Genomic DNA, 22045 nt, shown 5'->3' with positions numbered 1-22045 from the left:
CGCTATATATGTATTGCCCTATCTTCGGTAGCAGCCAATGCGGCTTCTTTTACTGCCTCAGCGTAGGTTGGGTGTGCGTGGCTCATACGCGCTATGTCTTCTGCAGATGCCCTAAATTCCATAGCGGTTACCCCTTCAGTAATTAGGTCAGCACAGCGGGCTCCTATCATATGCACTCCTAATACCTCATCTGTGGTTTTATCTGCCAATATTTTCACAAATCCGTCAATATCCATACTGGCCCTTGCACGTCCCAAAGCACGCATAGGGAATTGTCCTGCATTGTATGCTATTCCAGCTTCTTTTAATTCTTCTTCTGTCTTTCCTACTGCCGCAACCTCTGGCCAAGTATATACCACACCTGGAATCAAATTATAATTGATATGCGGTTTTTGTCCTGCAATCAATTCAGCGACCATGGTGCCTTCTTCTTCGGCTTTGTGCGCCAACATGGCACCACGTACCACATCCCCAATGGCATAGATATTGGAAATGTTTGTTTGTAAATGCTCGTTCACCGCTACTCTGCCCCTATCATCCAGTTTTACTCCGGCAGCTTCAGCATTCAATCCATCTGTAAAAGGTCTTCTCCCCACAGAAACCAAGCAATAATCTCCCGTAAACGTAACTTCTTCTCCTTTTTTGTTATCTGCCTTAATGATAACCTCATCACCTTTTCGCTCAACCGACTTCACCTTGTGGGAAAGATTGAACTTTACCTTTTGTTTTTTCATGGCCTTCATCAACTCTTTGGAAAGCGCTCCGTCCATTCCAGGGATAATACGATCCATGTACTCCACAACACTGACTTCGGCACCAAGCCTTTTATATACCTGACCAAGCTCCAGGCCAATTACCCCGCCACCAATAATAATCATGTGCTTTGGGATTTCCTTTAATTTCAAAGCTTCGGTAGATGTAATGATGCGCTCTTTATCTATCTCTATAAAAGGTAACGTAGAGGGTTTGGAGCCTGTGGCTATAATGATATGTTTTGCTTCAATGGTTTCCTTTTCGCCATCGGTCTTATCAATCTCAATATGGGTTGCATCCTTAAAACTACCCAGACCTTCATAAACATCGATTTTATTTTTATCCATCAAAAATTGAATGCCTTTGGTGGTTTGGTCAACAACACCTTGTTTTCTGGCAATCATTTGCTCCAGATTCACTTTAACTTCGCCAGGAATATCGATTCCGTGTTCTTCAAAATGTTTTACCGCATCTTCATAATGATGGGAGGAATCCAAAAGTGCTTTAGAAGGAATACAGCCTACATTGAGACATGTTCCACCAAGGGTATTATATTTTTCTATTATGGCGGTTTTCATTCCCAATTGTGCACAGCGAATAGCTGCTACATAGCCTCCAGGCCCAGAGCCAATTACGGCTACATCATATTGATTCATAGGTTCTATTTGTAAACTGATTTATGATAAAAACGAACACAAAAATACGAATGTTTTTTCTTTAAAGTATCGTATTTTAAACTGGGGCCAATGGAAACTTGACAGCTCCGTAGCGACCTAACCACAAGCCGCCAATAAGTGAGAGATGCAATCCGGTCTCAAACCATAACGGCCCATGCCAATGACCACAAAGCGCCACAAAACACAGTTTACCAACCAGAAACAAGGATATGAAAATATGTGGAACAAAATTATCTTTTACTACAATTAATGTAGCGATAAAACCCGCCACCATGGCAGATGTTATAAGTGCTGTGCTACCTAGAACCAAATCTGAAGTTGAAGAAGTACAAAAACTAAGGTTATTGAATAAAATACTTTCAGTAATCGTTGTGTAAAGTACCAATGACAATCCTCCGATGAGGGTAGCCAACATCGTGAGAAAAATACGTGTGCGCGGATTCATTTGTAAAAGAATGTTTTTTGATTGTTTTCTTGATTAGCCAAAATTTAGACATATCATTCCAATACAAACTCCTTTTTAACAGCGATTTACGTTAAACTTTGCTAAATAAAAACTGAAGGGCTGTTCTTTACTTCCCTTATCGTAAAAGAACTTTGCGTACTCCCAATGTTGTTTATCACCGTTAGTTTAGCAACCATGAATTCTCGATATTCTTTCATGTTTTTCACATTTATCTTCAATATATAGTCGTAGTCTCCACTAATATGAAAGCATTCTGAAACTTCATCCAACTTTAAAATTTCCCGCTCAAACCTGAGTATGTTTTGCTTGGTATGCTGCACCAATCTTACATGGCACAACACCGTAAAATCCCGATGTACCTTTTCCTTATCTACCAAAGCAACATATTTGGTGACAATCCCAAGCCGTTCAAGCCTACGTATGCGCTCATAAACTGCTGTTTTTGATAGCTCTAAACTATCTGCGTATTCCTTAGTGGTCTTTTTGCAATCCTCCTGTAGCAGCTTAACCAGTTTTTTATCTTTTTCGTCCAACTCCATATTGACTTATTTTCTATTCTACTAGACTTTCGTTTATAAAATAAGAATATAAATCTAAAAAAAATAATATAATAGAATTTAAATTTACCTATAAAATAATCAATTGACTTTTATTCTAATATAAAATATTTTTACTTAAAATTTAATATAATGGACTACAAAGCATCAGAGCATATTCAAGACCTTCAATATTTTGGAGAATTTGGCGGGGTAAACCCATCTATATCAGATTCATCGACCTATACATTTTTATCGGCAAAAACCATGTTCGATACTTTTGAAGGAAATACCGAAGGTTGTTATTTATACAGCAGGCATTCTTCCCCGTCAAATTTATATTTAGGAGAAGCTATGGCCCAATTGGAAGGGACCGAAGCTGCGAATGTATATGCGAGTGGCATGGGAGCTATCAGTGCGGTAATCATGCAACTTTGTAATGCAAACGAGCATATCGTTTGTAGCCGAACAATTTATGGAGGCACTTATGCCTTCTTGAAAAACTTTTTGAAGAAATTCAATATTTCCACTTCTTTTATTGATATCACCGACTTGGAAATTGTGGAACAAGCGATTACATCAGAAACAAAAATGATTTATTGCGAAGCGGTAAGCAACCCCTTACTTGAAGTAGCCAATATCAAAGCTCTTTCAAAGTTGGCCAAGAAGTATGGGATTCCTTTAGTAGTGGACAATACCTTCTCGCCATTGAACATCAATGCCGCTAAACTTGGCGCTGATGTTGTGGTTCACAGTCTTACCAAATTCATTAATGGAAGTAGTGATTGTGTGGCAGGTGCCGTTTGTGCCTCTTCTGACTTTTGTCTTAGCTTAAAAGATGTCAACGATGGAGCTGGAATGTTACTGGGAAGTACTTTGGACAGTGTCAGAGCTGCTTCTATCCTTAAAAATATACGTACGCTACATGTCCGTATAAAAAAGCACAGTAAAAACGCACAGTATTTGGCAAATTCGTTTGAAAAGGATGGGCTCAAAGTAGTATATCCAGGGCTAAAAAGCCATCCTGGTCATGAAACCATGAAAACACAGATGAATTCAGAATATGGTTTTGGAGGCCTAATGACCTTGGATGTTGGTTCATTGGATAAAGCCAACGCACTTATGGAATTAATGCAAAAAGAAAAGCTAGGGTACTTAGCAGTAAGTCTTGGTTTTTACAAAACATTGTTCAGCGCCCCAGGAACATCTACATCTTCTGAAATACCCATTGAAGAGCAAGAAGAACTTGGCTTGTCCCAAGGACTTATACGTTTCTCTATAGGTTTGGACAATGACATTCATAAAACATACCTGTCTATGCATTCATGTATGGAAAAATTGGGTATTCTTTCTAAAAATGAGGTGTTGGCGTAGCATTCCAAATAATGACAGTTTGGAGAACAAGGTTCAAAATCGTAATATTACCTTTTACCAAACAAACTCCAATTAATGTCAGCAGAGAAGAAAAAAGCCAAATTTAGAGAAGACGAGCAAATCATTGAAAATAAAGAACTGAATATTTGGGAGGCATTGATTCCCGTTTTTGCACTCGTTGGAATGTTGGCTTATAATGTTTATGTCTTTGGGGACGATGCATTAAGTGGCTCCAATCAGTTCATTCTTTTATTAGGTGGTGCTGTTGCTGCAATCATTGGTTTTTTCAATAAGGTTTCTTACAAACGCATGATATCCGAAGTCGCTGAGAATGTTAAGTCCACTACTGGAGCATTGCTCATTCTTTTGATGGTAGGTGCGTTATCCGGTACTTGGTTGGTCAGTGGTATTATCCCCGCTATGATCTATTATGGATTACAAATTCTGAATCCAACAATTTTCTTAGCAGCTTGTGTAATAATTTGTGCCATAATTTCCATTGCTACTGGAAGCAGTTGGACGACAGCAGCTACCGTAGGCATTGCTTTGATAGGTATAGGAGAGGCTTTGGGCATATCCTTGGGGATGACAGCTGGTGCCGTTCTTTCCGGAGCATACTTTGGGGATAAAATGTCTCCATTGAGCGATACTACGAACTTAGCTCCTGCAATGGCTGGGGGTGACTTGTTTTCCCACATTAGGTATATGACCTGGACCACAATTCCCACCATATCCGTTACACTGATTGTCTTTATCATTCTAGGTTTTACCATAGATACCTCTGGTGTTGCCGATACAGATGCCATTCTAAAAAATATAAGTACAAGTTTCAATATCAATGGCTGGTTGTTCATAGTACCATTGGTAGTTATTTTTTTAATCGTAAAAAAAGCACCACCTCTACTCGCTTTATTGATTGGAACATTACTGGGAGCGGTTTTTGCATTAATTTTTCAACCCGATATTGTAACAAACCTTGGTGGTGGTACAAGCTTAAATTTTGAATCCAGTTATAAAGGTATTTTAAATGCCATAACCGTTGATACAGCTATAGCGACAGAAGACCCGGCACTGAACGATTTATTTTCATCTGGAGGAATGGCAGGTATGTTAGGCACTATATGGCTTATTGTCTGTGCTATGGTCTTTGGGGGAATTATGGATGGTATCGGAGCCTTGGAACGTATTACAAAATCACTCTTAAGCATGGCGAAAACCACTTTCGGTCTTTTTGCCAGTACCGTTGGAAGTTGTTTGGCCTTAAATATTACAGCATCGGACCAATATTTAGCTTTGGTAGTTCCTGGTAAAATGTTTTCAAAAGCCTACCAAGAACGAGGGCTTGCACCGGAAAACCTGAGCAGAACGCTTGAAGATTCCGGAACGGTAACTTCGGTCTTGGTACCATGGAATACTTGTGGGGCATATCACAGCGGTGTTCTGGGCGTCGGTGTAGGCGAATACTTTTTCTATGCCATCTTCAATTGGTTAAGCCCTTTTATGACATTGCTCTTTGCTGCCTTCAGAATTAAAATAAAACAGCTTACGACCCCTGCTTCGGTTTAAGCAAATTTTAGATAAAATTTTTAAAAGTATTTCTTTCTTGAACATTAATATTTTTACCTTCACGCTAAAATAAATTCTCGTAAAATGGCAACAATAACATTAGGTGGTAATCCGGCAAAAACTGTAGGTGAACTTCCATCAAAAAATACGACAGCACCTAACTTCACATTAACTAAATCGGACCTGTCTTCAGTGTCCCTATCAGACTATAGCGGACATAAAGTGATTCTAAATATTTTTCCAAGTGTAGACACAGGGACATGTGCAAAATCCGTTCGTCAGTTTAACGAAGAGGCAGCAGAATTGGAAAACACTAAAGTTTTATGTATTTCCAAAGATTTACCTTTTGCACAAGCACGTTTTTGTGGTGCAGAAGGAATCGAAAATGTAGAAATGCTCTCGGATTATAAGACAGGTGATTTTGGAAAGGATTACGGTCTCTCATTTGCCGATAGCGCTTTTGAAACTTTACATTCCAGATGCATTGTTGTATTGGATGAGAATGGAAAGATTATTCATACCGAACAAGTAGGCGAGACCGCAGACGAACCAAACTACAAGGCTGCCTTAGAAGCACTTATGGATGCCTAAGGAATCTTTTCTTAAAAACAGAATCCGCAGTGTAGGTTTTGCCATTAAGGGCATGTTTTTGCTGTTACAAACCGAAGCAAGCATTAAAGTCCAGTTTGTAATCGCACTTGCAGTAACGGGAGCTGGCTTCTATTTTAATATTTCCAATACGGAATGGATGATACAGTTGTTCGCCATCGGTATGGTTATGGGTATGGAAGGTGCAAATACAGCCATAGAGAAAATAGCGGATTATATCCAGCCCAACATTGACCCAAAAATAGGTTTTATAAAAGATATTTCTGCTGGCGCCGTTATGATAGTATCAATTATTGCAACTATCGTGGGGCTCATTATTTATGTACCTAAATTGATTTGAAGAACATCTGTTTCGGTAGTAAGTAACGTAAATTTGTAAATTAGCCCTGTTATTAAACAATTGAATGGCAAAAAAAAGGACAAAATCCAAACCTACGCCCGCCAAAAAAAGACTTTCGCTAAAGTTATCCAAACAGAATAAAATTATTCTTGGAAGCTTACTGATCGTGCTTAGCATTGCACTGTTCTTTTCTTTCATATCCTATTATTTCACTTGGCAAGAAGATCAGAGCATGCTTTCCGAATTTAAGGACCGAAATGCTGCGGCAAGCAATTTGCTCAATAAATTTGGCGCGAGTGTGAGCCATTTTTTCATGTACAAGGGTTTTGGTTTGGCATCTTTTGCCTTTCCGCTTTTATTGGCCGTTACAGGTTTATATCTCTTTTTGGGACTAGACCGAAAAGGACTAATAGGTAAATGGATATGGGGTTTGACCGGAATTATCTGGATTTCGGTCGCGTTAGGATTTTTTGCCATTGAACAACCACTGTTAGGTGGGTTGATCGGTTACGAAATGAACGATTTCCTTCAGGATTATACAGGGAAAATAGGTGTGTTTCTATTGTTACTATTTGTCTTGATGGTCATCTTGGTACGACTTTTCAATTTCACGCCAGAAGGGATTGCCAATTATTTTCGTTCGCAACGACAAAATCTTAAGTCAGATTTCAAAAAACCTAAAACAAAACAAAAACAAGCTGTTTCAGGAGATGAAGGTAGTATAGAGTTGAGCATGGATACGGATGCCTCTGTTAAAATTGATACTTATACCCACAAAAAGGATATACCGCCACTACAACAAGAAGCTGGATTGGATGTAAACCTCCCTCAAGAAGAAGATTCAGATTTAGACTTGAAAGTCGAAACAGTCACTGAAGAAAAAGAAGAGAAAGACATAAAAGCTGAAAAGCTTGTTAAGGATTTTGGAGAGTTTGACCCAAAATTAGAGTTGGGCAACTATAAGTTTCCACCTTTGGACCTTTTGGAACAGCACGGAGCATCTGGCGGGATAACCATCAACCAAGAAGAACTTGAGGAGAACAAGAACAGAATCGTAAGCACGCTAAAAAACTATAAAATCGGTATCGCCCAAATAAAAGCGACCATCGGGCCTACGGTCACGCTCTATGAAATTGTTCCGGAAGCGGGCATACGAATATCCAAGATAAAAAACTTGGAAGATGACATTGCACTTTCATTAGCTGCTTTGGGCATACGGATAATAGCACCAATTCCCGGTAAGGGAACCATTGGTATCGAAGTACCAAACAAAAATGCCACCATAGTATCGATGCGTTCTGTAATTGCTTCCAATAAATTTCAAAAGGCCGAAATGGAGCTCCCGATTGCTTTTGGTAAAACCATTAGCAACGAAACTTTTGTGGTTGATTTGGCTAAAATGCCACATATGTTGATGGCTGGGGCAACAGGCCAGGGAAAATCTGTTGGACTCAATGCAGTAATCACTTCTTTGCTCTATAAAAAGCATCCGGCGGAAGTCAAATTCATCTTAGTTGACCCCAAAAAGGTTGAACTTACACTCTATAATAAAATTGAACGACACTTCTTGGCTAAACTTCCAGATTCAGATGAGGCCATCATTACAGATAATACTAAGGTAATCAATACCTTAAACTCGCTTTGTATTGAAATGGACAACAGATATGAACTGCTGAAAACCGCAATGGTCCGTAATATCAAGGAGTACAATGTCAAGTTCAAGGCGAGAAAGCTTAATCCAAATGACGGACATAAATTTTTGCCATACATTGTTTTAGTAATTGATGAATTTGCAGATTTAATCATGACCGCAGGCAAGGAAGTGGAAACTCCTATTGCCAGATTGGCACAATTGGCGCGGGCCATCGGAATACATTTAATTATTGCAACACAGCGACCGTCCGTTAATGTGATTACGGGTATTATAAAAGCCAATTTCCCTGCTCGTATCGCATTTAGGGTGACCTCAAAGATTGATTCACGTACCATTTTAGATGCACAAGGAGCCGATCAGCTGATAGGCCGCGGGGATATGCTTTTTACTCAAGGGAATGATGTTACCCGTCTCCAATGCGCCTTTGTCAATACTCCAGAAGTAGGAAAAATAACAGAATACATTGGCTCGCAACGTGCGTATCCAGATGCACATTTACTGCCAGAGTATGTGGGCGAGGATTCTGGCACGGGGATTGATTATGATATTTCGGACAGGGATGCCATGTTCCGCGATGCTGCAGAAGTGATTGTAACCGCTCAACAAGGTTCAGCTTCCCTCATCCAAAGAAAATTAAAACTGGGATATAATAGAGCAGGTAGAATCATAGATCAATTGGAGGCAGCTGGAATTGTAGGCCCTTTTGAAGGCAGCAAAGCACGTCAAGTACTGGTACCGGATATCTTAGCTCTTGAACAACTTTTACAAAATGAAACAAAATAAAATCATGCTTAAAAAACAATTTCTTTTAATCGCATTAATCACCTTTGGCCTAGGGTCCTATGCGCAAAACTCATCCAAGGCAAAAGCTTTACTCGATGAAGTTTACAAAAAGGTGACCAGTTATGATAATATCTATATCGATTTCAAGTCTACTTTGGAAAACACGGAAGCCAATATAAAACAAGAGACCAAAGGCAATGTAACCCTAAGTGGGGACAAATATGTCCTTGATTATCTGGGAGCAAAACAATTGAGTGATGGGAAAAAGGTATATACCGTTGTGCCTGATAACGAAGAAGTGACCATTGAAAACGTTTCTGAAGATGCCAACACGGTAACCCCTTCAAAAATGTTGACTTTTTACAGAACGGGACATAATTATGAGTGGGATACGCTTCAAAATGTTGGTGGCAGAAAAATTCAATATGTAAAACTTACTCCTATCGATTCCAATACTGAACTTAAGTCTATTCTTCTAGGAATCGATACGCAGACAAAACACATACACAAGCTTATTCAAACAGGAAAAAACGGTACCAAGACCTCCATTACTGTTAATTCTTTCAAAACCAACCAGGCGCTATCCAATACACTTTTTAACTTTGATGTGAAAAAATATGAGAATGATGGCTATTACATCATTAGAAATTAAGGGGTTACATTGAAAATACTAGACCAATATATACTTTCCCGATTTCTTTATAATTTCTTTAGTTCTTTCTTTATTCTAATCGTCATATTCATCTTTCAAGGAATATGGCTTTTTATAGATGATTTGGCAGGGAAAGGCCTAGGTATTGTAATTATTGGGAAGTTCCTTTTTTATTTCATCCCTACACTGGTAGATAAGGTTTTGCCACTTACCGTGTTACTTTCTTCTATCCTCACCTTTGGTACTTTTGCCGAAAACTACGAGTTTGCCGCCATGAAATCCTCAGGCATTTCATTGCAAAGAGGTATGCGCAGTCTTATCATCTATGTTTCTTTCTTGGGAGTGGTCACCTTCTTTTTCGCAAATAATGTAATTCCAAAATCCGAACAAAAAATATTCAATCTTCGGAGAAATATTGCTAAAGTAAAACCTGCTGCTGCCATTACCGAAGGTGTATTCAGTGACTTTGAAGGCACAGGCGAGGGCATGAACATAAAGGTTGATAAAAAATATGGGGAACAAGACCGTTTTCTGGACAAGGTCATCATACACAAAAAAACAAAGCAGAGTGTAAACAACACGGTTATCAAGTCAAAATCCGGAGAACTTATCAGCAGTGAGGATTCCGATATCATTCAATTGGTTTTGAAAGAAGGGAACTATTACGAAGAACTAAAACCGAAAAGCAGTAAGGAAAAAAAGAAACACCCTTTTGCCAAGGCATCATTTGAAAAATACATTATCAATATCGACATTTCCGAACTCAATGATCAAGATTTTGAAGAAGACGGAAACATTACCACGGACAAGATGAAAAATGTTGGCCGATTGATAAAAGATATTGACTCCCTTAAAACAAATAATTTGGAAAAGGTGGAAGCTTTTTCAAAAAACATTGTTACCCGTATGGGTGCTTTCCCTTCATCTAAAAAAAGGGATACCAGCAATCTAAAGGATTTACAAGAGATTAAGCGACCGGTGGACGAACCCAAAGCATCAGAATCCACTGAGGAGAAAAACGTAATCAAAAGTGATAGCATCAAAAATATTGATATGTTTCTTGACGGTTTTCAAGAATGGCAGCGTTTGCAAATAATGAACAATGCCAAGTCATCGGTTTCCAGTATTTTAACAACAGTCACAGCGAAAAAAGATGAGTTGGAAAAGAGATTTAAATTTTACAATAGCCACATTCTTTCCCTGCACAAAAAGTATGCACTTGCTTTCTCGTGCATCATTTTGTTCTTTGTAGGTGCCCCGTTAGGTGCCATAATACGAAAAGGAGGTCTTGGATTGCCCATGGTTGTCGCCATTCTCTTATTTTTGACCTATTATTTTATTGGAGTATTTGCGAGCAATTATGCAAAAGAAGGAAACATACATCCTGCTTTGGGAGCATGGCTGTCCACTTTAATTATGCTGCCCCTAGGGATTTCCCTGACCAAAAGAGCGACTGCCGATAAAGGACTTATAGGATTTGGACATATAATAGACGGCATAAAAAATCTTTTTAAAAAGAAGGAAAAATGATGATAACCAAACAAAAAATACAACTTGATGCTATAGAGGATGCTATTGAAGACATTAGACAGGGCAAGGTTATCATTGTTGTAGATGATGAGAATAGGGAAAATGAAGGGGATTTTTTGGCTGCAGCCGAGTTGATAACGCCAGAGACCATTAACTTTATGGCCAAACATGGTCGTGGTCTCATTTGCACTCCATTGACAGAAGGAAGATGTGAAGAATTGGGCTTGCACAAAATGGTAGTTCATAATTCTGATCCTCTTGAAACCGCTTTTACGGTTTCCGTGGATTTACGTGGAAATGGTGTCACCACTGGTATTTCGGCCGCTGACCGTGCCAAAACGGTACTGGCACTGACGGAAATGGAAACCAAACCTCATGAACTGGCCAGACCGGGTCATATTTTTCCTTTAATTGCTAAAGAGGGAGGTGTTCTGAGACGAACAGGACATACCGAAGCGGCCATTGATTTTGCCAGACTTGCTGGATTGAAACCCGCAGGAGTTATTGTGGAAATCATGAACGAAGATGGTAGCATGGCACGATTACCTGAACTTAGTGAAGTTGCTAAAAAATTTGATTTAAAAATAGTCTCCATCGAAGATTTAATTGCTTATCGAATGGAGCATGACAGTCTCATTGAACGAAAAGAGGCTTTTGACATAAAAACCCGTTTTGGGGATTTCAGGTTGCGTGCATATAAGCAAACCACCAACAATCAAGTTCATATTGCCCTAGTACGAGGTACATGGAAAATCGGTGATCCCATATTGACGCGGATAAACTCCACTTTGGTCAATAATGACATGTTGGGTACATTGACCAATAATCCGGACGAAACCTTACAAAAAATGTTCGATGCGCTCAATGCCGAAGAACGTAGTGCCATGATTTTCATTAATCAGGAAAACCAACATATGAATCTTCTTGGGCGTTTGGCAGAACTAAAAGAGCTCCAGTCAAAAGATGGCATTACCAAGGCACCAAAAATTGAAATGGATGCCAAGGATTTTGGTATAGGCGCTCAAATTCTTCATGACTTGGATATCTCTAAAATACGGTTGCTTTCCAATTCGGGGAAAACCCGTCGTGTTGGTATGGTAGGCTATGGTTTGGAAATTGTGGAGTATGTGAATTATTAAAGAATCCCTTTGATGGTTTCTGCCATTTTTATGGCTCTTTGCTGAACTTCCTCCTCTGTCCAACCTATTTTGATTAAGCACGAAATCGTTCGCCCTATCCAATGGTCCGATTTTGAAAAATCACTGGCTTCATATTCAGGGAATCCTTGTTCTATATCTTTGGGTAATTTTCCAAGGGATTTTTGTTTCAATAAATGTTCCCACTTTCTATAGTAGTGCCAATTGTTATCGTACCAATAAAAACAAGCGTCTACCCTATTCTCACCTAACGCTTCATGCAGTTTTCGGGTGATTTCTTCCGTGGGGAGAAAGAAGTTCAAGAATGAATAATTTTCAACGCCACCTTCAGGAACTCTTCTAAAGGTAACTTCGGGTATTTTAGAAAGTGCATCTCTAAGAATTGTGTAATTACGTTTTTGTATGGCCAAAAACTCATCCAATCTTGATACTTGTGCCAAGCCAACGGCAGCGTTCAGTTCAGAAATCCTGAAATTATAGCCTAAAAATGGATGTTCTTCCGCTCCTCTATCATTGCCCAAATGGTCATGTCCATGATCAGAATATTTGTGTGCATTCTCATAGAAAGTTTCATTATTGGTTATCAATGCTCCTCCTTCGCCACAGGTTATGGTTTTAACATAGTCAAAAGAGAAACAACCTAAATCCCCAATACTACCCAAGGGTTTCCCATGATAGCTTCCACCGATTGCTTGACAAGCATCTTCCAACAACAGTAAATTGTGTTTTTCGCATATTGTTTTTAAAGCACCCAAATCCGCCATAGAGCCACACATATGTACAGGCATAACTACTTTAGTATTTGGTGTAATTGCTTGCTCAACTGCCTCTGGGCTTAAGGTAAGCGTATCATCAACATCTACTAAAATTGGTACTGCTCCTATTGCCAAAATAGATTCAAAACTTGCGACAAAGGTAAATGTTGGCATAATGACCTCATCCCCTGCCCCTACTCCTGCACTAACAAGAGCTACGGTCAAGGCCGCAGTTCCACTACTGCACAAATGGGCATATGATGTCTGCATTCTATGTGCAAGCGCCGACTCTAATTCCTTTGTTTTCCAATGTCCGTTGCGCATGCCATCAAAGCCATAGCGCATCAAAACCCCAGAATCGAGTACGTCCTGTACCTGTTTCCGCTCGCTATCCCCAAAAAGTTCAAATCCCGGCATTCTTATTTTATTTTTTAGATTATTATCCGCTATGTAAAAAACCATAGTTTGATAGCCATGGCAACTACCATTATAATCAAGAAGGTTTTTATAAACCCATCTCCTTTTTTGACGGAGAATCGGCTCGCTATCCAAGCACCTGTTCCGTTCCCGATTGCTAAAATAAACCCTAGTTTCCAATTTACCTTATCATTTAAGGCAAATACAGCCAATGCTGCCAACATGTAAATGAAGACCACTACGACCTTGGTCGCATTTGCCCTTACCAAATTCATTCTGTTTACAAAGTGCATGAAAAGAATCATCAAAAATCCTAATCCCGCATTAATAAATCCTCCATATATTCCAAAAAAGAAGAAAACGATTATAGTCAGCCATAGATGTTTCCCTGTAAGCCGTTCTTGCATTTCCCCTAACTTCATTTTAGGCTTAAAAATGATGATCAAGACCACAGCCATCATAACTATTGCTAGAATTCTATTAAAAGTTTCGCCTTTGATATCCACAGCGATTTCTGCGCCTATAATCGACCCTATAAACGCCGAGATACCCAAATAGATGTTAAATGGGTAAGTAGAAACCCCTTTACTTTTAAAGCCAGCGGTAGCCAGAGCGGTCTGGATCACGATGGCTACCCTATTGGTTCCGTTTGCTACACTGGGAGGAAGTCCTAAAAAAATCAAGGTAGGCAATGACAGCAATGATCCACCTCCTGCAATGGTGTTTATAAAACCAACAGCAAACCCAACAACGATTAAAAGTGCATAATGATACCATTGATCCATGGGCGCAAAAGTAAACCCTAAAGTCCAATATCTGTTTACATCTTGGTAAAGTTTTCACTGAGCTAAAAATGGTGCTCACATATACCTTATATGCACCATTATTTTGGTGCAAGTAGTACTAAAGAATCGGTCGGCACACTTCTTTTCCCAGTCTTAAAATAGTGACTTTTTGACAAAAATAAAGAGTACGTCTAGACGTTTTTCATAAAAACATATACCATGATGAGAAGTCCCATTTCTTTCTTTAGTTTGATTCTCCTTTTAATCTCTTGTAGTAAAACAGAGCCCATAGATGTTGATACACCCCAAGGAGTTACAGACCCACCCCCTGAAATTACAGCCCCTCCTTCTGATACTTGTGAGTGTGATCATCTTTATGGCGATGTCTCATCTGGTTTTATCTTGATCGATGGAGAAAAAGATGCTATTAAAGCTGGTGATCGGGTCTGTATCAAATCTGGAACTTACAACAGAATCAATGTTAAGAATCTAACGGGAAATGAGCAAGAACAAATAATTTTATCCAATTGTGACGGACCGGTCAATATTAAAATCACCTCAAGTACTGGACATGGGATGACCATTGTAAATTCCCAATATTTTAAAGTTTTGGGAACATTGTACAATGATGTATACGGATTTCAATTTTCTGGTGAGAATTATAACAATACGGCTCTGGCCATCAACAACAAAATAAGCGATTTTGAAATTGCTTACATGCACATAGAAAATGTGGAACTGGCTATGCACATAATGAACAGGCCTGGATGTACATCTTCATCGCAATATCCAGATTGGGAAGTGAAAAACATATATATTCACGATACTTCAATCAAAAATATTGGTAATGAAGGTATGTACATTGGGTACTCGAACTATCCAAAAGCTGTTGATTTTGAATGTGATGGAGTTGCCGTAAGTGCCTATTGCCCGCTTATTAAAAACATCCACGTTTTCAAGAATACCATCGAAAATTGTGGATGGGATGGGATGCAGTTAAGCTATGCTCCTGAGGGTGCCAAGATCTACAGTAATGTAATTAAGAATACAGGGACAAAAAATAACCCAAATCAAAGAGCTGGCATTGTTGTAGGTGGAGGCACCAAAGGAGATGTTTTTAATAATTATGTTACTAAAGTACTTGGGGATGGTATCGATATTTTTGGTATTGGGGATATAAGCATCTACAATAACATCATCGTCGATACCGATCATGGTATTTTCATTGGGGATAGGGAACTCTATAAATCCGATGCTAATTTCAAGGTTTTAAATAACACCATTATTAAAGCCAACGGAAATGGTGTTCGCATGAATCATAGAACCAGTCTTGCAAATGAATTTTCAAATAATATAATTGCTTCAACTTTGCAAAATCCTATTTATTACGTAGATAAAAATACATCTGGGAATACAATCGAAAAAACTAATCTTAAGGTAGAAAATAGTAGTGACATCCTTTTTTTGGATGATACTTACAATTTGACCAAAGAATCTCCTGCAGTGAATGCCGGTACCAACTTAACAGAATTTAAAACTGATTTTTATGGCAAGAATAGAGACGGACAATTTGATATAGGGGCTATTGAATATCAGTTTTAGTTTGAATTAATACTTATTGGGACTTGAAATCAATATAATATTCTATCCTTGTGCCAAAAGTTTAAATTAAACTATTTATGATAAAAGTAAATCAATCCAGTACTATTCTATTTAAGTACTGGATTTTTTATTTATATAAATTAAAAAAAGCCTTTTATAGAAATGAAAAAGGTTAGTATATTTGCACCCGCATTAGGAGAAATGGCAGAGTGGTCGAATGCGGCAGTCTTGAAAACTGTTGAGGGTCACACCTCCGGGGGTTCGAATCCCTCTTTCTCCGCTTAGACCCTTGTGATCTATTGATTATCAAGGGTTTTTTTATGGAAATTTTTAATTAGAAGTTGTCAAAGTGAATATTTGCAACGTCTATCTATCAGAATGGTACAGATTAGCCAATTGATATTCTAGAAAGGTGATAATTTCTGCCTCGTCCCTGTTTTCAAGGTACATGGTACAAACTCTATCGGCATTTGCTTTTTTGAAGGCATTTAAATTGTCCCCATTCGATATATTAAGGATATCCCATGTAAGTTACAAGTAAATTGTTACTCCTTTGGCATTGGCTTATCCTCATAAAAATCCCTAAAGGTCTTATCGGTTTCATAATCATCGGTCAATACTTTATAAACCGTAATAACCAACATTGTTTGACCGAACACGGTCAGATAAAAAATCCAGTTAAAGGCCAAGTTCATAGATGCGAATATCGTAACTGTAACTAAAATCAAGGTAGTTAGGGCCAACCAATTCATTGCAGTAAATTTCATGCCAATTCTTTTGAGTTAATAAAAATTAAAATGTTTAACATAAATCAAAAATAGTTAAACATTTTATATCTTTACCAAACATTTATGTTAATAGTTATTTCAATAATGCATCTATCAAGAAATCATTTAGAATATGTTTGGATTATTTAAAAAGAAAACAGAAAAAGAGAAATTACAAGAAGAGTATGCAAAGCTTTTGAGAGAGGCACATGCACTTTCAACATCCAATAGAAAGTTGAGTGACCAAAAAACCTACGAGGCCGAAGAAGTGATGAAAAAAATTGACCTTTTAAAGCAATAGGTTAATATGTCCAAAGAAAAAAAGCCAGACAACGTGGTTTTCAATACTGAAAACGAAAAATACGATGCCGCATTAAAACCATATGCCACCAACGTTAGCGCCCCGAGCATAAAAGCTACTGATAGTATTGCTTGGAAAAACAGGAGCATCAATAAATTGAACCATAAGGTCCAGACCAAGTTTTTAGAATTGAAGGCAGCGTATGAGAAAATGCTGCTGGAATTTGAATACAACAAACTCATTTTTGAAGCAAAGTTCAGTTTTGAGCCTGTAGTTGGTGAAATCTATCATCTCTATCAACGAGAGAATGGCGAATCTTTTTTGTCACTTATTGCACCCGAGCAGTGTAATTTTGATGCGCTAGGCAGTTTCTATTTGAACGCAGACCAAATTTGGCAAAAAGTAACAACCAACGATGACGAACTCTAGAAACTTTACCGAAAGGGAATTAGACCGAATCATAGAAATGGCATGGGAAGACCGCACGCCTTTCGAAGCCATATTGTTCCAATTTGGTTTACCAGAAAAAGAGGTCATAAAATTGATGCGCAATAACCTTAAGGAAAGTAGTTTCAAACGTTGGCGAAAAAGGGTGAACAGCGGGGTGAGCCAAAAACATCTAAAAAAACGCAATCCTGATATAAACCGTTTTAAATGTTCTCGACAAAAAGCGATTTCTGGCAATAAAATCAGTAAACGCTGATGGTGTCCTTTCCCTTTTCCTATAATGAGATTCTCAATAGAATTGACACCATCGACCCTGTTGCTTATGGTTCTTCCAGAAACTTTGTGGATGGTGCGGTAAGTCATTTATCGCCTTACATTTCAAGGGGAGTCATTTCTACAAAACTTGTAATGTCCAAAATACTGGAACAGGGACATAGCTTTTATAAGGTAGAGAAGTTCATTCAGGAATTGGCTTGGCGCGATTACTGGCAACAAGTTTGGATTGCCAAAGGCGCAGAAATCAATTCAGATTTAAAAAATGTACAAAGTCCGATAGCCAACTGGTCGATACCCAAAGACATTTTGGATGCGACCACTGGAATAGCAGCAATAGACAGTTCCATACAACAGCTTTACGAAACGGGCTACATGCACAATCACTTGCGAATGTACGTGGCATCCATTGCATGTAATGTAGCCCAAAGTCACTGGAAAATCCCGGCACAATGGCTTTATTATCATTTACTGGATGGGGATTGGGCCAGCAATGCCCTGAGTTGGCAATGGGTAGCAGGTGCCAACAGCAATAAAAAGTACTACGCCAACCAAGAGAATATCAATAAATACTGCCGAACCCAGCAAAAGAACACATTTTTAGATGTTTCCTACGAAACGTTCAATACTGGTATGGAAATTCCTGAGACACTAAAAGGAACAGCATCAGTTCAACTTAAAACCGAGTTGCCAGAACCAGTATCCATTTCGGTCAATGAAAGCTTACCTACACTCATCTACAATTTTTATAATCTTGACCCCGTATGGAAAAAGAACATACCAGCAAATAGAATACTCCTATTGGAACCTTCCCATTTTGAGCAGTATCCGGTTTCTAAAAACTCGATTGATTTTGTTTTAGGACTCTCAGAAAACATTGAGAATATCCAAGTATATGTAGGTGAATTTCAAAGTCTAATCGCTTCACACAATTTAAAAGACATCTATTTTAAGGAACATCCGCTGAACGGACACTATAAGGGCATTGAAGAACCCAGGGATTGGATGTTCGATGTTAAAGGATATTACTCCTCTTTTTTTGGTTTTTGGAAAAAATGTAAAAAACAACTTAAATACTAAAACTTCAGATGCATTATACTAGTGAAGACATAAAACAATTGGACAAAGTTACCCGATTAAAAATTATTAATTCGGTAACCGGCATAAAACCGGCCAACCTTCTGGGAACGATAGATAAAAAAGGAAGGACAAATCTTGCTGTTTTCAGTTCCATCATACATTTAGGCAGTAATCCCGCATTATTGGGGTTTATTGTTAGACCCACTGGTGAAGTGCCAAGGCATACGTATGAAAATATAAAGGAAAATGGAGTTTATACCATTAATCATATTCATCCTAAATTCACCGAGAATGCCCATTATACTTCTGCCAAGTTTGATGAAAGCACATCAGAGTTTGAGCGCTGCGGATTTACCGAAGAATTTATAGCAGATTTTAAAGCACCATTCGTGAAGGAAAGTACCTTCAAAATGGGGATGAACTTTAAAGATGCCATACCTATTCCTTTGAACGGAACCATTATGGTCATTGGTGAAATCGAGCATCTTGTGTATCCAGATGATGCGATGGTTGCAGACGATATTGACTTAGAAGTTTCCAATAGTGTGGGAATATCTGGATTGAACAGCTATTATGCCTTAAAAAAAATTGGAAAGTACCCGTATGCCAGGGTTAATGAAACTCCTGATTTTTAATGCATAAAAAGCAATACCTCCCAGAAAAAATCTGTACGGTTTGTAAACGTCCTTTTTCATGGCGTAAGAAATGGGAAAAAAACTGGGAAGCGGTAAAATATTGTAGCGAGCGTTGCAGAAGAAACAAGTAAAATATGAAAAGCGTACATCTGATTTTTCCCCACCAATTGTTTGAATCATCTCCCCTGTTCGAGATTTCAGCACCTATATATTTAATCGAAGAGTACCTTTTTTTCAAACAGTATCCCTTCCACAAACAGAAAATAGCGTTTCACAGGGCTTCTATGAAATCTTACGAAGCATTCTTGAAATCGAAAAATCATGAAGTTCATTATATTGAATCCATTCAGGAAGCTTCAAATGTTCGAAAACTTATTCCAGAGCTAAAAAGCGAAGGGGTCGAACACATCAATTATATAGACCCAACAGACAATTGGTTGGAAAAAAGAATTCAGGCTGCCTGCAACAAGTACAATATCACGGCCAAGCAGCTTCAATCTCCATTATTCCTGAATTCCAAAGAAGAGCTTGCCTCATTCTTTCGCAAGGATAAAAAGAAATATCATCAAACGACCTTTTACACGGATGAACGAAAAAAACGTAATATCCTTTTAGACGCTGATAAAAAGCCACAAGGTGGTAAGTGGACTTTTGACAAAGAGAACCGAAAAAAATATCCTGCAAAAAAGACTCCACCTCCTGTTCAATTTCCCGATGCCGATGAATTTTATAAAGAATCCAAGACTTATGTCGGGGAACATTTTTCAAATCATCTGGGGGAATTGACCGAGCATCCATTGTATCCAACGAATTTTGAAGCGGCTAAAGCTTGGCTCAATCAGTTTTTTGAACATCGGTTTATGGAATTTGGTACGTATGAAGATGCTATTGTTGCGGAAGATTCCATTCTCAACCATAGTGTACTAACGCCAATGCTAAATGTTGGGTTGCTAACCCCTTCCCAGATAGTTGATGCAAGTTTGGACTACGCAGAAAAAAACAATATCCCCATCAACTCGACCGAAGGTTTTGTACGTCAAATCATAGGGTGGCGGGAATTTATCAGGGGCATATACGAAGCTCGTGGTACCGATGAGCGGACTTGTAATTTTTGGGGGTTCACCAGAAAAATTCCAGCTTCATTCTATGATGGTACAACAGGAATATACCCTGTAGACCAAACCATAAAAAAACTGCTAAAAACAGGCTACTCCCACCACATAGAACGGTTGATGGTCCTTGGGAATTTTATGTTGCTCTGTGAGTTTGATCCAGACGAAGTATACCAATGGTTCATGGAGTTATATATTGATGCCTATGATTGGGTCATGGTGCCCAACATTTATGGAATGAGCCAGTTTTCTGACGGGGGCTTAATGGCGACAAAACCTTATATAAGTGGTAGCAACTATCTGATGAAGATGAGCAACTACAAGAAAGGCGAATGGCAAGAAGTATGGGACGGTCTGTTCTGGCTCTTTATGGACACGCACAGAGATTTCTTTACGCAAAACCCTAGGTTAGGTATGCTCGTAGGCACTTTGGATAGAATGGTTTCCGAGAAAAAAGAACGCCTTTTCAACAAAGCTGAAGAATATTTACAGTCCCTAGAAAGCTAATATATTTTTGGGTTTTGGGTTTTGGGTATCAATGTACCCAAACATACTATTATATTCCATATTAGGACTATTTTTAAGATAAATTAATACCATACATGGCATCGTTTGGTTTTGTGGATATCATTTTGTTTCTGGGAGTGAGTCAAGGGTTATTTCTGTCCATTTCCCTTCGATTGATCCACAATAGAAATGTTAGTGCGAACAGAATATTATCCTTATTGTTGTTGATAGTATCATTAATGCTTTTTTGCAGGATAACGGCATTCCGTATTTCTGAAGATTGGATATGGCGATTCGGAATATTGATAGATACCACCATTTTTCTTTTTGGCCCCTTATTGTATCTCTATGTGAAAAGATTGGTCTACAGAAGTACCCCCCCATTCAAATTAAATTGGGTGCATTACATTCCTGCCCTATTACATCTTTGCTATTATTTCTGGACATTGAGTATCCCATTATCCGATTTTAACAATCGTTATTTTTCAGGTGGGTTGAACATCATGTTCTTTGTTGTTGAAGCTTCTGGATTGCTATCACTTATTTTCTATTGGATCAGGACTTTTTTGCTCATCAGAAACTACTCAAAAGAGGAAAAAAAAGTACTATCGTATCGTCAAAACGTATTCCAATTTCTAAAGTTCTTTCTTTTCACCTTATTGATTTTTGTACTCTTATGGTCGGTTAGTTTTATTGGCGCCAACTTTTTGGGAACAACCTTTATCTACCTCAACTACGTAACCATGTGGATATCCATTCCCATTTTCATCTACATTGTGGGTTACTTTAGTCTTCGCCAGCCCGAAATCTTCAGGATTCCTGTACCTGCAAAAGAAAAATCTGAAAAACAACGCTTAAAGCCCGATGAAATCCAAAAACTCCAAAAGCGACTGCACTACTTCATTTCCGAAGAAAAGACATTTGTTCAACCAGATATAACGCTTAAAAGTCTAGCCGAAAAAATGAACACTTCAAGAAACAACCTTTCTTGGTTGCTCAACCAAACCTATCAAGTTTCATTTTACGATTATATCAATCGTTTTAGAATCGAAGAATTTCTTCTCAAAATCAATAATGGGGAACATTTAAACCATACGCTATTGGCACTTGCTATGGATGTGGGTTTCAATTCAAAATCTACATTTAACAAGGCCTTCAAAAATGAAATGGGCCTAACTCCCAGTGATTATATTAAAAAACATAATGTAGCATAAAATAGTACCATTGTACCCATTGGGTCGATATGTTTTCATTACACAACTAGTTT

At 38.4% G+C, this 22045-nt stretch carries 23 protein-coding genes and 1 tRNA gene; 18 read left to right on the top strand and 6 right to left on the bottom strand.

Features of this window, described 5'->3' with window-relative positions; all coding sequences use genetic code 11:
* Positions 1-2 precede the first annotated feature (2 nt).
* The 3 genes from lpdA to LV716_RS15620 form a co-directional block, all read right to left on the bottom strand.
* On the bottom strand, positions 3-1409 hold the full coding sequence (lpdA, locus tag LV716_RS15630; RefSeq protein WP_163418711.1) for a dihydrolipoyl dehydrogenase: 1407 nt from the start codon (positions 1407-1409) through the stop codon (positions 3-5).
* Positions 1410-1485: 76 nt separating this feature from the next.
* Entirely contained in the window at positions 1486-1875 is a 390-nt protein-coding gene (locus tag LV716_RS15625; RefSeq protein WP_163418710.1) for a hypothetical protein, read from the bottom strand.
* A 101-nt stretch (positions 1876-1976) separates the two neighbouring features.
* Positions 1977-2435, bottom strand: coding sequence for an Lrp/AsnC family transcriptional regulator (locus tag LV716_RS15620; RefSeq protein ID WP_163418709.1), 459 nt, complete (start codon positions 2433-2435; stop codon positions 1977-1979).
* Positions 2436-2585: 150 nt separating this feature from the next.
* On the opposite strand from LV716_RS15620, the gene LV716_RS15615 reads away from it, so the two are divergent.
* The 8 genes from LV716_RS15615 to ribB all read left to right on the top strand — a co-directional run bounded on the left by LV716_RS15615 (position 2586) and on the right by ribB (position 12079).
* Complete coding sequence (locus LV716_RS15615; RefSeq protein ID WP_163418708.1) at positions 2586-3806, top strand: aminotransferase class I/II-fold pyridoxal phosphate-dependent enzyme; 1221 nt, start codon at positions 2586-2588, stop codon at positions 3804-3806.
* 75 nt (positions 3807-3881) lie between these two features.
* Complete coding sequence (nhaC, locus tag LV716_RS15610; protein WP_163418707.1) at positions 3882-5372, top strand: Na+/H+ antiporter NhaC; 1491 nt, start codon at positions 3882-3884, stop codon at positions 5370-5372.
* Positions 5373-5456: 84 nt separating this feature from the next.
* A complete protein-coding gene (gene tpx / locus LV716_RS15605; protein WP_163418706.1) occupies positions 5457-5963 on the top strand; it encodes a thiol peroxidase in 507 nt (168 codons plus the stop codon).
* Positions 5956-6321 carry a diacylglycerol kinase family protein gene (locus LV716_RS15600; RefSeq protein ID WP_163418705.1) on the top strand — a complete coding sequence of 122 codons (366 nt, stop codon included), beginning with the start codon at positions 5956-5958 and terminating at the stop codon, positions 6319-6321. Before tpx ends, LV716_RS15600 begins: the two co-directional genes overlap by 8 nt.
* Positions 6322-6385: 64 nt before the next feature.
* Positions 6386-8758, top strand: coding sequence for a DNA translocase FtsK (locus tag LV716_RS15595; protein WP_163418704.1), 2373 nt, complete (start codon positions 6386-6388; stop codon positions 8756-8758).
* 4 nt (positions 8759-8762) lie between these two features.
* A complete protein-coding gene (locus LV716_RS15590; RefSeq protein WP_163419497.1) occupies positions 8763-9410 on the top strand; it encodes an outer membrane lipoprotein carrier protein LolA in 648 nt (215 codons plus the stop codon).
* A gap of 9 nt (positions 9411-9419) precedes the next feature.
* Complete coding sequence (locus LV716_RS15585) at positions 9420-10940, top strand: LptF/LptG family permease (RefSeq protein WP_163418703.1); 1521 nt, start codon at positions 9420-9422, stop codon at positions 10938-10940.
* The gene (gene ribB / locus LV716_RS15580) at positions 10937-12079 is read left to right on the top strand and encodes a 3,4-dihydroxy-2-butanone-4-phosphate synthase (RefSeq protein ID WP_370637422.1); all 1143 of its coding nucleotides are present in this window, start codon (positions 10937-10939) and stop codon (positions 12077-12079) included. Before LV716_RS15585 ends, ribB begins: the two co-directional genes overlap by 4 nt.
* Here ribB and LV716_RS15575 read toward each other — a convergent pair.
* Entirely contained in the window at positions 12076-13269 is a 1194-nt protein-coding gene (locus tag LV716_RS15575) for a DegT/DnrJ/EryC1/StrS aminotransferase family protein (RefSeq protein ID WP_163419493.1), read from the bottom strand. The two genes, ribB and LV716_RS15575, sit on opposite strands and share 4 nt — an antisense overlap.
* Before the next feature lie 29 nt (positions 13270-13298).
* On the bottom strand, positions 13299-14054 hold the full coding sequence (locus LV716_RS15570; protein ID WP_163418702.1) for a sulfite exporter TauE/SafE family protein: 756 nt from the start codon (positions 14052-14054) through the stop codon (positions 13299-13301).
* Positions 14055-14273: 219 nt separating this feature from the next.
* On the opposite strand from LV716_RS15570, the gene LV716_RS15565 reads away from it, so the two are divergent.
* Both LV716_RS15565 and LV716_RS15560 read left to right on the top strand, forming a co-directional pair.
* Positions 14274-15656: a right-handed parallel beta-helix repeat-containing protein gene (locus LV716_RS15565; RefSeq protein ID WP_163418701.1), complete on the top strand. Its 1383-nt coding sequence runs from the start codon at positions 14274-14276 to the stop codon at positions 15654-15656.
* 195 nt (positions 15657-15851) lie between these two features.
* Positions 15852-15936: transfer RNA gene (locus tag LV716_RS15560), tRNA-Ser, on the top strand.
* Positions 15937-16201: 265 nt separating this feature from the next.
* Here the strand turns inward: LV716_RS15560 and LV716_RS15555 are convergent.
* Positions 16202-16423, bottom strand: coding sequence for a hypothetical protein (locus LV716_RS15555; protein WP_163418700.1), 222 nt, complete (start codon positions 16421-16423; stop codon positions 16202-16204).
* 133 nt (positions 16424-16556) lie between these two features.
* Between LV716_RS15555 and LV716_RS15550 the strand changes: the two genes are divergently transcribed.
* The 8 genes from LV716_RS15550 to LV716_RS15515 all read left to right on the top strand — a co-directional run bounded on the left by LV716_RS15550 (position 16557) and on the right by LV716_RS15515 (position 21992).
* Positions 16557-16724 (top strand): Lacal_2735 family protein, encoded by a 168-nt coding sequence (locus LV716_RS15550; protein WP_163418699.1) that lies wholly within the window; start codon positions 16557-16559, stop codon positions 16722-16724.
* 6 nt (positions 16725-16730) lie between these two features.
* Positions 16731-17153 (top strand): DUF2452 domain-containing protein, encoded by a 423-nt coding sequence (locus tag LV716_RS15545; RefSeq protein ID WP_163418698.1) that lies wholly within the window; start codon positions 16731-16733, stop codon positions 17151-17153.
* A complete protein-coding gene (locus LV716_RS15540; RefSeq protein WP_163418697.1) occupies positions 17140-17427 on the top strand; it encodes a TIGR03643 family protein in 288 nt (95 codons plus the stop codon). Before LV716_RS15545 ends, LV716_RS15540 begins: the two co-directional genes overlap by 14 nt.
* Positions 17427-18524: an FAD-binding domain-containing protein gene (locus LV716_RS15535; protein ID WP_163418696.1), complete on the top strand. Its 1098-nt coding sequence runs from the start codon at positions 17427-17429 to the stop codon at positions 18522-18524. The genes LV716_RS15540 and LV716_RS15535 overlap by 1 nt, the downstream gene beginning before the upstream one ends.
* Positions 18525-18532: 8 nt before the next feature.
* Positions 18533-19159: a flavin reductase family protein gene (locus LV716_RS15530; RefSeq protein WP_163418695.1), complete on the top strand. Its 627-nt coding sequence runs from the start codon at positions 18533-18535 to the stop codon at positions 19157-19159.
* The gene (locus LV716_RS15525; protein WP_163418694.1) at positions 19159-19290 is read left to right on the top strand and encodes a DUF2256 domain-containing protein; all 132 of its coding nucleotides are present in this window, start codon (positions 19159-19161) and stop codon (positions 19288-19290) included. The genes LV716_RS15530 and LV716_RS15525 overlap by 1 nt, the downstream gene beginning before the upstream one ends.
* 3 nt (positions 19291-19293) lie before the next feature.
* A complete protein-coding gene (locus LV716_RS15520) occupies positions 19294-20778 on the top strand; it encodes a cryptochrome/photolyase family protein (protein WP_163418693.1) in 1485 nt (494 codons plus the stop codon).
* 95 nt (positions 20779-20873) lie between these two features.
* On the top strand, positions 20874-21992 hold the full coding sequence (locus LV716_RS15515) for an AraC family transcriptional regulator (RefSeq protein ID WP_163418692.1): 1119 nt from the start codon (positions 20874-20876) through the stop codon (positions 21990-21992).
* Positions 21993-22045 lie beyond the last annotated feature (53 nt).

The sequence above is a fragment of the Flagellimonas sp. HMM57 genome, from assembly GCF_021390175.1.
In the GTDB taxonomy this organism is placed as follows: Bacteria; Bacteroidota; Bacteroidia; order Flavobacteriales; family Flavobacteriaceae; genus Flagellimonas.
The sequence above is the reverse complement of the archived record's forward strand: the minus strand, read 5'-3'. Positions and strand labels throughout refer to the sequence as shown.

Coding starts and splice junctions, on each gene's coding strand:
- lpdA (WP_163418711.1), bottom strand. CDS start 1,409: ATGAATCAATATGATGTAGCCGTAATTGGCTCTGGGCCTGGAGGCTAT.
- LV716_RS15625 (WP_163418710.1), bottom strand. CDS start 1,875: ATGAATCCGCGCACACGTATTTTTCTCACGATGTTGGCTACCCTCATC.
- LV716_RS15620 (WP_163418709.1), bottom strand. CDS start 2,435: ATGGAGTTGGACGAAAAAGATAAAAAACTGGTTAAGCTGCTACAGGAG.
- LV716_RS15615 (WP_163418708.1), top strand. CDS start 2,586: ATGGACTACAAAGCATCAGAGCATATTCAAGACCTTCAATATTTTGGA.
- nhaC (WP_163418707.1), top strand. CDS start 3,882: ATGTCAGCAGAGAAGAAAAAAGCCAAATTTAGAGAAGACGAGCAAATC.
- tpx (WP_163418706.1), top strand. CDS start 5,457: ATGGCAACAATAACATTAGGTGGTAATCCGGCAAAAACTGTAGGTGAA.
- LV716_RS15600 (WP_163418705.1), top strand. CDS start 5,956: ATGCCTAAGGAATCTTTTCTTAAAAACAGAATCCGCAGTGTAGGTTTT.
- LV716_RS15595 (WP_163418704.1), top strand. CDS start 6,386: ATGGCAAAAAAAAGGACAAAATCCAAACCTACGCCCGCCAAAAAAAGA.
- LV716_RS15590 (WP_163419497.1), top strand. CDS start 8,763: ATGCTTAAAAAACAATTTCTTTTAATCGCATTAATCACCTTTGGCCTA.
- ribB (WP_370637422.1), top strand. CDS start 10,937: ATGATGATAACCAAACAAAAAATACAACTTGATGCTATAGAGGATGCT.
- LV716_RS15575 (WP_163419493.1), bottom strand. CDS start 13,269: ATGCCGGGATTTGAACTTTTTGGGGATAGCGAGCGGAAACAGGTACAG.
- LV716_RS15570 (WP_163418702.1), bottom strand. CDS start 14,054: ATGGATCAATGGTATCATTATGCACTTTTAATCGTTGTTGGGTTTGCT.
- LV716_RS15565 (WP_163418701.1), top strand. CDS start 14,274: ATGATGAGAAGTCCCATTTCTTTCTTTAGTTTGATTCTCCTTTTAATC.
- LV716_RS15555 (WP_163418700.1), bottom strand. CDS start 16,423: ATGAAATTTACTGCAATGAATTGGTTGGCCCTAACTACCTTGATTTTA.
- LV716_RS15550 (WP_163418699.1), top strand. CDS start 16,557: ATGTTTGGATTATTTAAAAAGAAAACAGAAAAAGAGAAATTACAAGAA.
- LV716_RS15545 (WP_163418698.1), top strand. CDS start 16,731: ATGTCCAAAGAAAAAAAGCCAGACAACGTGGTTTTCAATACTGAAAAC.
- LV716_RS15540 (WP_163418697.1), top strand. CDS start 17,140: ATGACGAACTCTAGAAACTTTACCGAAAGGGAATTAGACCGAATCATA.
- LV716_RS15535 (WP_163418696.1), top strand. CDS start 17,427: ATGGTGTCCTTTCCCTTTTCCTATAATGAGATTCTCAATAGAATTGAC.
- LV716_RS15530 (WP_163418695.1), top strand. CDS start 18,533: ATGCATTATACTAGTGAAGACATAAAACAATTGGACAAAGTTACCCGA.
- LV716_RS15525 (WP_163418694.1), top strand. CDS start 19,159: ATGCATAAAAAGCAATACCTCCCAGAAAAAATCTGTACGGTTTGTAAA.
- LV716_RS15520 (WP_163418693.1), top strand. CDS start 19,294: ATGAAAAGCGTACATCTGATTTTTCCCCACCAATTGTTTGAATCATCT.
- LV716_RS15515 (WP_163418692.1), top strand. CDS start 20,874: ATGGCATCGTTTGGTTTTGTGGATATCATTTTGTTTCTGGGAGTGAGT.